The sequence below is a fragment of the Rhodococcoides trifolii genome, assembly GCF_014635345.1.
Lineage (GTDB): Bacteria > Actinomycetota > Actinomycetes > Mycobacteriales > Mycobacteriaceae > Rhodococcoides > Rhodococcoides trifolii.
The window spans coordinates 149,393-160,833 of the sequence record NZ_BMCU01000001.1; the positions used below are offsets into that span (position 1 = coordinate 149,393).

An 11,441-nucleotide genomic window follows, 5' to 3' on the forward strand; every position below is an offset into this window, starting at 1 on the left:
TCGGTTCTGATGCCGACTTTCCGGGCAGGGCCCATCCGTGTGGAACAGTGGTCCCATGACGCCCACTGTGGACACCAAGACGGTCAAGACGGCACTCGGGTTCGCCCAGGAGGCGGCGCTCACGCTGGCCAAGGGCCCCGCGGCCACCGGCTTCGTCGTGACCAAGAAGGGCGCGGGTGCACTGCGCGATCGGCGCAAGGCCAGGAAGGCAGCTGCGCCGCAGTCGTCGCGGCGCATCACCCCGGTTCGCGCGCTGGCCGTCGTGGGCGGCGTCGTCCTCGTGACCGCCGGTGCTGCGGTGTTCGGTCGCCTGCGTGGTCGCGAACTGCCGCCCGTCGCCGACGCACCCCCGAGCCTGGGCACACCCTCGACCAACGGCGCAGCCGTGAGCCCCACAGTCTAGAAGGCCAGTCCCAGCAGCACCCGCAGCACGTCGCCGGCGTCCACGCGTACCCGAGCGGGTGTGGTCGGTGCGCCCGAGACGACGGCGGCCACGTTGGCCGCACTCACCGTCCCGGCGTCGAGATACTGGCCGTGCCCGTCGGCCCCGGTCGACGCCAGTACCCGAGCGCCGGGCAGCAGATTCGGGTCCCGGCCGAACCATCCGGTGTCGGCGACCGCGTCGGTCGGTGACTCGATCACGTAGACGTTCCCGGCGTTCAGGTCGGCCGCGCTGCGGACGTCGACACCCGGGGAGCCCATCAGCACCACGTCGTCGACGGCCGTGTCCGACGTCAGTGCGTCCGCCACCACCACCGAACCGTAGGAATGCCCGACGGCGGTGGTGTGCGAATCCGCCGGCAGGCCGTCCAGAAACGTCGCCAGAGCGTCTCCCGCGACATCGGCGGAGCGCCCCGACAGCACGCTGGTATCGGGATCGAGCAAGCTCCAACCCAGTTGTGGCGCTTCGTATCCGAGCCACGTGACCCCCGCGTCGCCCGGTCCCACGATGCCTGCCACTTCGGCGTCGTACCTGCCGATGCTGTCCTGCACTGTGGACCCGAGTCCGGGTACGAACACCGCGACGTTCGCAGCGGAGTCCACGTCGCCGACTGCGATCGCTGCGATCGTCTCCTTCTCCCCGGAGTTGTCGAGCAGGAGAAGCTGTCGGTTTCCCTTGTCCAGCACGGCTTCGATCGAATCGAGGGCATGCAGTCTTCTCTCGGTCTGTTCCAGTCCCGCGTCCGCGTTACTGATTAGTCCTCCGAACACGTTGTCATGGAGCGTGTTTCGCAGACGGTCGGCTTCGGCCAGCAGTCGAGCGCGCTCGGCGACGAGGAGCCGCCGATTCGCCTCGTCGCGCGCTACGGCCGTCGGAAGCGGATCCGGATCGACGGCAGACAGCGTGTCGACGAGGGTCCCCTCCACCACCTGCAGGCGAGCGAGGGCTGCCGACAAATTCCCCACGAGACCTAGCGGCAGGATCGACTCGATGTCGTCGGCGGCGTCGGTCAGCGCTCGGCGCACGATGTCGGCGTCCCGCAGCGACTCTCGCAGCTCGCCCACCGCTCCGCGCACTACTGCGCGCGCGGCATCGGCCGCGGTGCCGCTCCACCCGTCGAGCCGTCCGACGTCGTCGAGACGGTCCGTGAGTGTCGTCAGGTGCAGTCGGCCGTCGTCGACGGCCGCGGCAGCCGCGCGGATGGTGTGGGGTGCCCACCGGCGCGAATCCAGCATGTTCTCGGTCATGAAGTCGAGTAGACGACGGCGGCCGGGTTCGCCGCCGATGCTTGTCCACAGGCTCGAGAACGCGACTTTCGGCCGATACCGCCGAGACGCGCAGTGCTCCATCGTTGATGCATGACGTTCGTTGCAGTTCCCACCGCGGCCCGAGAACGTGCCCTCGGCCCCGATCTGGCCCGCGGGTTCATGTTGCTGTTCATCGCGTTGGCCAACTCGCACTATTTCCTGGTTGCGCACGGCTATTTCGGTGGCTACCCGTATGGCGGGGGGACTGTCGACGGTGTGGTCGCCTGGCTGATCACCACGTTCGTCGACGGACGCTCGTTCCCGATGTTCGGGCTGCTCTTCGGGTACGGCGTGGCCCAGATCGTCCGCCGCCAGGGCGATGCGCCCCGCCGGACGGTCCGCCGGCTCCTCTGGCGCAGGGCTCTGGTGCTGATCGTGGTCGGCTTCTTGCACGCGACCCTGCTCTACGCGGGCGACATCCTGACCGCGTACGGCGTCCTGCTCCTCGTCGGCGCCTGGATGGTGCACTGGCGTGGCCGGTGGCTGCTGCTCGTCGCCGGGGCGATGCTGGTGCTGATTGCGCTACCGTCCGCCGACAGTCTGGCCACGTCCGTACTCGGCCCCGATCCGTCGGCCCTGCCCCGGACATGGGCCGACATCGTGGGCCGAGCCGAGGTCTCGGCATTCGTCGCGACGCTGGGGCCGATCGGGTTCCTCGCCCCCTTCGCAGTCGGGCTCTGGGCCGGCCGTCGGCGAATCCTCGAGCGACCCGAACAGCACCTTGCCTTGCTGCGCACGGTCGCGGCCGTCGGCATCGTCGTGGCGGTCCTCGCCGCTCAGCCGGTTGCTCTGGTTCACCTCGATGTGCTGCCGCTACCGGACGCATCGACGCGCAACGTGATCGGGCCGCTGCACGACGTGTCCGGACTGCTGGGAGGACTCGGTTACGCGGCGATCGTGACGCTCATCGGGCGGCGTGTCCCCCGCGGCCGCGTCGTCGAGGCCATCCGAGCAACGGGCCAGCGGTCGATGACCTGCTATCTCACGCAGTCGGTGGTCTGGACGGTGGCTTTCACTCCCGCGTTGCTCGACCTGTCCGACGATCTGTCCGTCCTCGGCGTCGCCCTCCTTGCCGTCGCCACCTGGGTGTTCACGGTTCTGCTCGCCCACCGAATACAGAGGTCGGGGTCGAGGGGACCGTTCGAGACGCTCGTCAGACGTGTCACCTACGGACCGACGTCACACGTCCGGTGACTTCGCCGGACGGGCTCGCTTCGCGCGATACAGCTCCGCGTCGGCCGCTCGATAGATCTCCGACCATCGCCGCACCGTAGGCATGCAGACCACCCCGTAGCTCCATTCGGCCGGATGCGACGCGCGCAGGGCGCCGAGCAGTTCCTGTGCCTCCTCTTCGCGCACGCCGGGCATGAAGAGGACGAACTCGTCTCCGCCGAGCCGTCCCAGTACGTCGCTGCGCCGCAACTCCGATCTCCACGCCGCCGCGACGCGGTTCAGCAGAACGTCGCCGGCGATGTGCCCGTACTCGTCGTTGATGGCCTTGAAGTTGTCGAGATCCAGCACGGCCATGCTGACCGGTAGTCCGCGCGCGGCGAACACCGGCAGGGTCTTCTCCACGGCGCGCTCGAGTCCTTGGCGGTTCAGCAGACCCGTCAGCGGATCGTGGGATGCGGAGTGGCGCATCTGGCGGGCGAACGCGCCGAACGTCTCCGCGGATCCGACCACGGCCAGAGCGATCAGTGGATACATCACCCACGGGGCGTCGAACGACGAGGCCGCCGACGAACACACCACGGCAACGGTCAGAACCGACGTCCACGCCCACCCGGATCGTTCGGGCCAGTACGCGCCGACGTGCATCCCGAGGAACATGGCGGCGAGGACGCACGTCAGGTGTGTCACGTAGTCGTCCGTGGCCGAGAACGACACGCACAGAGCGGCGATCGCGACACTGGTAACGCCGCCCAGCACTCGCCCGCGCAACGGCGCGGACCAGACGACGCCGGCCGCGGCGAAGCCGAGTACCCCGGCGAGAACCATCCGCCAACCGTTCGCGTCGAGGCCCGAGCCGAAGAACGACGCGCCGGCGGCGACGAAGAGAACGGACGTCACGAGCAGGTAGCCGAGCATCGCTGTGGCCGCGTCGCCCAGCCTGCCTCCCGTCACAGCATCATTATCGGGGACAGTCGGGATTTGGACGCATCTGGCGAACGAAAAATGGCCCCCCATTACCGGGAGACCATTCCGTGACGCAATTGTGGAGCCTAGGAGATTCGAACTCCTGACATCTGCCTTGCAAAGGCAGCGCTCTACCAACTGAGCTAAGGCCCCGGGTCGGCGTCCGAAAGACGATGCCACACGGCTGCTTCGGCACGAATGAACCGAACCGCAACCACGGTGACCGCTACTGACACCACGGCCGATGCCGAGAAGAACAATCTCATCGGAGATGATCCTTTCTCGGCGACGAACCGCCGGGTGGGCCTAGGAGGACTTGAACCTCCGACCTCTTCCTTATCAGGGAAGCGCTCTAACCGCCTGAGCTATAGGCCCGTGATGCATGGATCGCGACGTATCTCGAACCGAGGGACGAGATTACCGCACGGGTGGGGCGAAGACCAAAACGCCTCAGTCCCGGTCGGCCAGCGTCACTTCCAGACCGCCGACCAGGTCGGACGACAGGTTGTAGATGAACGATCCGATCGTCGTGAGTGCCGTGAACAACACCACGTTGATCAGCCCGATGACGGCCGCATAGCCGAAGATCTGGCCGGCGGACACCAGGCCCGAATCACCGGAATTGGCGACGATGTCGGTGAACGCGTTGTTCAACCGGTCCCACACGCCCATGCCGTCGAGCACGGCGTAGAGGAGGCCGACGGCCACCATCCACACGAAGAACAACGAAACCGAGATCACCAAGGACAGCTTGAGCATCGACCAGGGATCCAGCTTGCGGATCTGCACGGTCGCGCGCAGCGGGTCGCCCGCCGCGTCCGGAGCCACCGCAACCGCAGCGGCGGGACGGGCTGCTTGAGGCTCGGGCGACGGGTGACGGACCGACGACAGGTCCGGCATGTCCGTGGGGAGATCGTTTCGGGCGATGTTGCGCGTCGGCCCGTCGATCACCGCGGCCTTGGTCTTCGCTTCCTCGCGGCTCCGGTCACGGGTGCGATCGTCGGCGCCACCCGCAGCGGCGTACGGCGCCTGACCGGGAATCGATGTGGTCCGCTGCTGCAGATTCGTCTGCGGTTGCTGCTGCGTGGGCGGAGCCTGGTCCGGTCGCACCGCGTCACCCGACGGCTGCTGTGGCCCGCGCTGCCATGGAGGTCCTCCGCCGGACGTCGACGGGTTCTGCTGCATCGGGGGCCGCTGCTGCGTCGGAGCGTGACGCTGCGGCGGACCCTGATTCGGTCCCTGCGGCGCACCCTGATTCGGACCTTGCGGCGGACGCGGACGGCTGGCCGGTCGCTGTCCCTGCGGCGGCCCCTGGTGAGCGGGCAACGACGGAGCCGGCGCGCTCGCGTTGGACGCTCCCGGCTGGTCGTTCTCCCGCGTGGGCTGCTCGGGCTGCTGCTCTGTATCCGGCCGGCCGTTGCTCGGCTGGCTGGGCTGGTTGGAACTCACCTACGACCCCTCGACTTCGTCGACTTCATCGGCATTACGTGCGATCGCAAGAAGGGTGTCGCCTTCACCCAGGTTCATCAACCGGACGCCCTTGGTCTGGCGCCCCGCCTTTCGAACCTGCTTCGCGGCAGTGCGGATGACACCGCCGCTGGACGTGATCGCGTAGAGCTCGTCATCGTCGTCGACGATGAGCGCGCCTACTAGGGTGCCACGACGGGGGTCGTACTGGATCGTCAGCACTCCCTTACCGCCACGCCCCTGCTGCGGGTAATCCTCCATCGCGGTGCGCTTGGAGTATCCACCCGAGGTCGCGACGAGAAGGAACATGCCTTCCTTGACGACGTTGAGCGACAGCAGCTGGTCCTCGCCGTTGAACCGCATGCCCTGCACGCCGGATGTGGCGCGGCCCATCGGGCGCAGCACCTCGTCCGTCGCGGAGAAACGGATCGACTGGCCGAGCGCAGAGACCAACAGCAGGTCGTCGTCCGAGCTGCACAGCACGGCCCCGACCAGCTCGTCCTCACCGCGAAGATTGACCGCGACGATGCCGCCCGAACGGTTGGAGTCGAAGTCCTCGAGCTTGGACTTCTTGACCAGACCACCCTTCGTGGCGAGCACGAGGTACGGCGAATCCTGATATGTCTGAATCTGGATGACCTGCGCAATGCGCTCGTCCGGCTGGAACGCCAGCAGGTTCGCAACGTGCTGACCGCGCGCCGTCCTCGACGCCTCGGGCAGCTCGTACGCCTTGGCGCGGTAGACGCGGCCCTTGGTGGTGAAGAACAGGATCCAGTCGTGCGTCGAGCAGACGAAGAACTTGCTCACGATGTCGTCCTGCTTGAGGCCGGCCCCCTGCACCCCCTTGCCACCACGCTTCTGCGAGCGGTACAGGTCTGTTCGGGTCCGCTTGGCGTAGCCGGTCTCCGTGATCGTCACGACGACGGATTCGCGCGCTATCAGATCCTCGTCGGTGACGTCGCCGTCGGAGGCGATGATGCGGGTGCGACGGTCGTCGCCGAACTTGTCGACGATGGCCTTCAGCTCGTCCCGCACGATCGACCGCTGGCGTTCGGGCTTGGCCAGGATGTCTTCCAGGTCGGCAATCTCGAGCTCGATCGTGGCCAACTCGTCGATGATCTTCTGACGCTCGAGCGCCGCGAGTCGACGCAGCTGCATGGCGAGAATCGCGTCGGCCTGAATCTCGTCGACATCGAGCAGCTCGATCAGGCCGGTCTTGGCCTGGTCGGCGTCCGGTGACCGACGAATCAAGGCGATCACTTCGTCGAGGGCGTCGAGCGCCTTCACGAGACCGCGCAGGATGTGGGCCCGCTCCTCGGCTTTACGCAGGCGGTACCGGGTCCGTCGAACGATGACATCGAGCTGGTGGGTGACGTAGAGCCGAATCATCTGATCCAGACGCAACGTTCGCGGCACACCGTCGACGATGGACAACATGTTGACGCCGAAACTCGTCTGCAGCTGGCTGTGCTTGTAGAGGTTGTTCAGCACCACTTTCGCGACGGCGTCGCGGCGCAGTTTCACCACGATGCGCATACCGACGCGATCGGACGACTGATCCTCGATGTCCGAAATACCGGCGATCTTGCCGTCTTTGAGCTGCTCCGCGATCGAGGCGATCATGTTGTCCGGGTTGACCTGGAAGGGCAGCTCGGTGATGACGATGGTCGTGGTGCCGCGGCTGTCCTCCTCGATGTCGACCACACCGCGCATGCGCACCGATCCGCGGCCGGTGCGGTAGGCGTCGTCGATCCCCTGGCCGCCGACGATCAATCCGTGCGTGGGGAAGTCGGGTCCCTTGACCCGCTCCATGCACGCTTCGAGCGTCTCTTCCTCACTCGCTTCGAAGTTGTCGAGCGCCCAGTAGACGGCGTCCGCGAGCTCTCGAAGATTGTGCGGCGGAACGTTTGTCGCCATACCGACGGCGATGCCGCCGGAACCGTTGGCGAGCAGGTTCGGAAAACGGCTGGGCAGAACCGTCGGCTCGAGGGTGCGGCCGTCGTAGTTCGGCGTGAAATCGACTGTCTCCTCGCCGATGTCGGCGAGCATCTCCATGGCGAGGGGGGTGAGGCGGCATTCGGTGTTGTGACTGACGAATCCGTTCGTGACGAACGAGTGATCGTCGGTATCGACGCGGATGCTGTAGACCGGAACCTCACCGGCCTCGACAACCGACTTGACCGGCGCGTAATAGAAACGGCCGTCCGTCAACTCCATGGCGATGGTTGCGGCATCGATGTCGGTGATGTGGCCCAGGATCTCCGCGCTGCGGTGCTCCCACCGCGACAGGCGGTCGATGTTGTTCCGCGCCAACCAATGTCGGTTCTTCGAGTCGGAAGCACCGTGGGCACGAAGGAACTCGGCCAGACCGGGCACGCGGTCGGCGCTCATCGAACGCGACTCCGATTCCGGGCTCGCCAGCGCGGCATCGGAGAGAAGCGCCCTCAGCTTGGTCTGCTTGACACCGCCGAACCCGATGCGGGTTGCGAAGAAGCGCGCTTCGCGTCGACTGCTGACGACTACCTTGTGCTCGCCCGTCGCGTGCAGGTACCGCTTGCTGACCACGCCGAACTCGAGCAGCATCTGCTGCACGTCCTTGGCCAGCTGCGGACTGCGCGTCGAGTACGACACCTGAATGGTGTTGCGCGGCAGCACGGAACACGAACCGTCGCCCTCGAACAGCGCCTGAAGAAACACCCGCTTGAGGCTGGTCGGCATCTGCCAGACGACCTCGGGGATGGATTTCGCTGCACTGCGGTGCCCCATGAGGACACCGAGCGGCGACGCCGCGAACGCTGCCATGTTCTGGATGTCGAGCTCGTGCAAGCGCGACCCCGAGGCGATGGTGCGCTCGTAGGTGTAGCGCGGACCGCCGACCGCGGTGTCGTAGGCGGCAACGACCGTCTTGAAGAACTCGGCGTCCACGTTGTTGAACCCGGCACGCGTCTGCGAGGCGAAACCCTCGCTGACGAATGCCCCGAACAGCATGGCAAGTGCTACCTCGGACCAGTCGGAGGAACCGAGCTCCTGCGCCGGTACCCGCTGCATCGCAACGTGATCAGAAGGGGTGATCTCTTCCAGCAGCTTCCACAGCAGGGCGGGAACGCCGCCGACATCGACCAGGCACAGAACCGGGTGGTTCGCCGTTCCCGTGACTTCGTAGCCCTCCTTGGTGGTGAGCTGCAGAGTGCGATGTGTACCGGAATGAAAGAGGGCGTCGGCGCGCACGGCATCACCGTGGCGATCGAGAACCTTGAGGTCGATCTCGTTGTCGCTGTTCGCCGCCGCTCCCGGAACGATATCGGCGATGCGAACACTCTGTCCCATGGGAAGGCGCACCACCGTGTCGCCGGTGACGCAGTAGCGCATCGCGGCTGCCCCGTCGTTGCCGCGCGACCCGAAGTTGCCCTGCCCGTCCACGAGTGGGTACCGCAGCGACCACGGCTGCGCCATCCGCACGAGGGTGTCGTAGATCGAACTGTCGCCGTGGGGGTGGTAGTTACCCATTGTCTCGGCGACGGGTCGGGCCGACTTCACGTAACCGCGGTCGGGCCGATATCCGTTGTCGTACATGGCGTACAGCACACGGCGGTGCACCGGCTTGAGCCCGTCGCGCACCTCGGGAAGCGCACGACCGACGATGACGCTCATGGCGTAGTCGATGTAGCTGTTCTGCATCTCCTGCTGAATGTCGACAGGTTCGATGCGGTCCGAGGTGGGCCCGTCTCCGCCATTGGGCGGCAACGTGGTGTCGGTCATGCGAAAAACTCCTTCGTGCGGCTACGCCACTCGGGTGTGAAAAAGAGTGCTGGGGGACGCTTTTTCACACCCGTGTGCGTAGCGCCTATACGTCGAGGAAACGAACGTCCTTGGCATTACGGGTGATGAAGCTGCGGCGTGCCTCGACGTCTTCACCCATGAGGATGGAGAAGAGTTCGTCGGCGGCTGCGGCGTCGTCCAGGGTGACCTGCCGGAGGACGCGAACGCTGGGATCCATTGTCGTTTCCCACAATTCCTTGGCGTTCATCTCGCCGAGGCCTTTGTAACGCTGGATACCGTCGTCCTTGTTGATCTTCTTGCCTGCGGCGATGCCGGCTTCCATCAGGCCGTCGCGTTCACGGTCGGAGTAGGCGAACTCGGGGTCCGCGCCGCGCTGCCACTTGAGCTTGTACAGCGGCGGCATCGCGAGGTAGACGTACCCGTGCTCGATGAGCGGGCGCATGAACCGAAACAGCAAGGTGAGCAACAGAGTCGAGATGTGCTGGCCGTCGACGTCGGCGTCGGCCATCAGCACGATCTTGTGATACCGAACCTTGGCGATGTCGAACTCGTCGTGGATACCAGTGCCGAACGCGGTGATGATCGACTGGACTTCGGTGTTCTTCAGGACGCGGTCGATACGCGCTTTCTCGACGTTGATGATCTTTCCGCGCAGCGGCAGGATCGCCTGGTACATCGAATCGCGGCCGGACTTGGCGGAGCCGCCGGCGGAGTCGCCCTCCACGATGTAGATCTCGCACTTGCTCGGATCGTTGGAACGGCAGTCGGCCAGCTTGCCCGGGAGGCCTCCGATTTCCGTTGCGCTCTTGCGCCGCACCAGATCTCGCGCACGACGAGCCGCTGTGCGCGCCAGCATCGAGGACACGGCCTTGGTGATGATCAGCTTCGCTTCGGCCGGGTTCGCTTCGAACCAGTGCGCAAGGTGTTCGTTGCACGCCTTCTGCACGAACGACTTGACCTCGGTGTTGCCGAGTTTGGTCTTGGTCTGACCTTCGAACTGCGGCTCGCCGACGCGGACGGAGATGATCGCGGCGAGGCCTTCGCGAATGTCGTCACCGCTGAGCTCGCCGTCTTTCTCCTTGGTCAGCTTCTTCTCTTTCGCGTACTTCTTGACCACTGTCGTGAGCGCGGTGCGGAACCCTTCTTCGTGGGTGCCGCCTTCGTGCGTGTTGATCGTGTTCGCGAAGGTATGCACCGACTCGGAGTACGTCTGGTTCCACTGCATCGCCACCTCGAGCTCGTGGCCGGGACCCTTCGCCGTGAACCCGATGACCGAGGGGTGCTGCGGTGTCTTGGCTCGGTTGATGTGCTTGACGTAGTCCTCGAGACCGCCCGGGTAGTGGTAGGTCTTCGTCTTGGACTTGTGCGGCGCGCTGGACTCGGCCGCTTGTTCGCTGGCACTCTTCGGTGCCTCGGCGACGTCGCTGTCCGCAGCCTCGTCCGCGACGATCTCGACGTCGCTGGCGCGCTCGTCGGTCAGCACGATCGTGAGTCCCTTGTTCAGGAACGCCATTTCCTGCAACCGCCGAGCCACCGTGTCGAAGCTGTACACGGTGGTCTCGAAGATGTTCGGATCGGCCCAGAACGTGATGGAGGTACCCGTCCGCTTGGTCGGCTCACCCTTGATCAGTTTTCCCGGAACCGATACCGAGTACGTCTGCTCCCAGTGGTACCCGTCGTTGTCGACCTCGGCCAGCAGGGTGGTCGACAGCGCGTTGACGACCGAGATACCGACGCCGTGCAGGCCGCCCGACACCGCGTAGGAGTCCGAATCGAACTTTCCGCCGGCGTGCAGCTGGGTCATGACGACCTCGATGGTCGGCACTCCCGACGCGTGCATTCCGACCGGGATGCCGCGGCCGTCGTCGATGACGCGAACGCCGCCGTCCGCCAGCAGCGTGACGTCCACCGTGGTGGCGTGCCCCGCCATGGCTTCGTCGACGGAGTTGTCGACGACCTCCCAGATCAGGTGGTGCAACCCTCGTTCACCGGTGGAACCGATGTACATGCCGGGTCGCTTGCGCACCGCTTCCAGTCCCTCGAGGACCGTGATCGACGACGCGTCGTACTCGTTCTTCTTCGCGCTCTTGCCTGAATCCTGGGCAGCCACTGTTAGCCGGTTCTCCTTCTCGCCTCGTCCACTCGCGCGCACACGCGCAGCAGCGGTGGCGACGGTGAAGATTTCGACCCGATCCGCGTCGGCGGTTCCAGTACCGCTCCATACTACCGGTACGCGCACGCGAGGGTTGCACGATGACACCCCGAAAGGGTGTCTCATTGCGTCACAGGCGAAGTTTTTTCGGGTTCAC

The 11,441-nt window shown here is 65.7% G+C and carries 7 protein-coding genes and 2 tRNA genes; 2 read left to right on the forward strand and 7 right to left on the reverse strand.

Going from position 1 to position 11,441, the window contains the following annotated elements:
* Positions 1–55 precede the first annotated feature (55 nt).
* Positions 56–403, forward strand: coding sequence for a hypothetical protein (locus IEW02_RS00700; protein ID WP_188542805.1), 348 nt, complete (start codon positions 56–58; stop codon positions 401–403).
* On the opposite strand, the gene IEW02_RS00705 is transcribed toward IEW02_RS00700, so the two are convergent.
* Positions 400–1,689 (reverse strand): alpha/beta hydrolase, encoded by a 1,290-nt coding sequence (locus IEW02_RS00705; protein WP_188542806.1) that lies wholly within the window; start codon positions 1,687–1,689, stop codon positions 400–402. The two genes, IEW02_RS00700 and IEW02_RS00705, sit on opposite strands and share 4 nt — an antisense overlap.
* Before the next feature lie 111 nt (positions 1,690–1,800).
* Here IEW02_RS00705 and IEW02_RS00710 point away from each other — a divergent pair, with 111 nt between their 5' ends.
* Positions 1,801–2,943 carry a DUF418 domain-containing protein gene (locus tag IEW02_RS00710; RefSeq protein WP_188542807.1) on the forward strand — a complete coding sequence of 381 codons (1,143 nt, stop codon included), beginning with the start codon at positions 1,801–1,803 and terminating at the stop codon, positions 2,941–2,943.
* Here IEW02_RS00710 and IEW02_RS00715 read toward each other — a convergent pair.
* The 6 genes from IEW02_RS00715 to gyrB all read right to left on the reverse strand — a co-directional run bounded on the left by IEW02_RS00715 (position 2,929) and on the right by gyrB (position 11,242).
* Complete coding sequence (locus IEW02_RS00715; RefSeq protein WP_229745709.1) at positions 2,929–3,873, reverse strand: GGDEF domain-containing protein; 945 nt, start codon at positions 3,871–3,873, stop codon at positions 2,929–2,931. The two genes, IEW02_RS00710 and IEW02_RS00715, sit on opposite strands and share 15 nt — an antisense overlap.
* A 92-nt stretch (positions 3,874–3,965) precedes the next feature.
* Positions 3,966–4,038: transfer RNA gene (locus IEW02_RS00720), tRNA-Ala, on the reverse strand.
* Positions 4,039–4,186: 148 nt separating this feature from the next.
* A tRNA-Ile gene (locus IEW02_RS00725) sits at positions 4,187–4,260 on the reverse strand.
* 75 nt (positions 4,261–4,335) lie between these two features.
* On the reverse strand, positions 4,336–5,334 hold the full coding sequence (locus IEW02_RS00730; protein ID WP_229745710.1) for a DUF3566 domain-containing protein: 999 nt from the start codon (positions 5,332–5,334) through the stop codon (positions 4,336–4,338).
* Entirely contained in the window at positions 5,335–9,111 is a 3,777-nt protein-coding gene (gene gyrA, locus IEW02_RS00735; protein ID WP_188542808.1) for an intein-containing DNA gyrase subunit A, read from the reverse strand.
* Between the two features lie 85 nt (positions 9,112–9,196).
* Positions 9,197–11,242: a DNA topoisomerase (ATP-hydrolyzing) subunit B gene (gene gyrB, locus IEW02_RS00740; protein ID WP_188543912.1), complete on the reverse strand. Its 2,046-nt coding sequence runs from the start codon at positions 11,240–11,242 to the stop codon at positions 9,197–9,199.
* Positions 11,243–11,441: the final 199 nt, after the last annotated feature.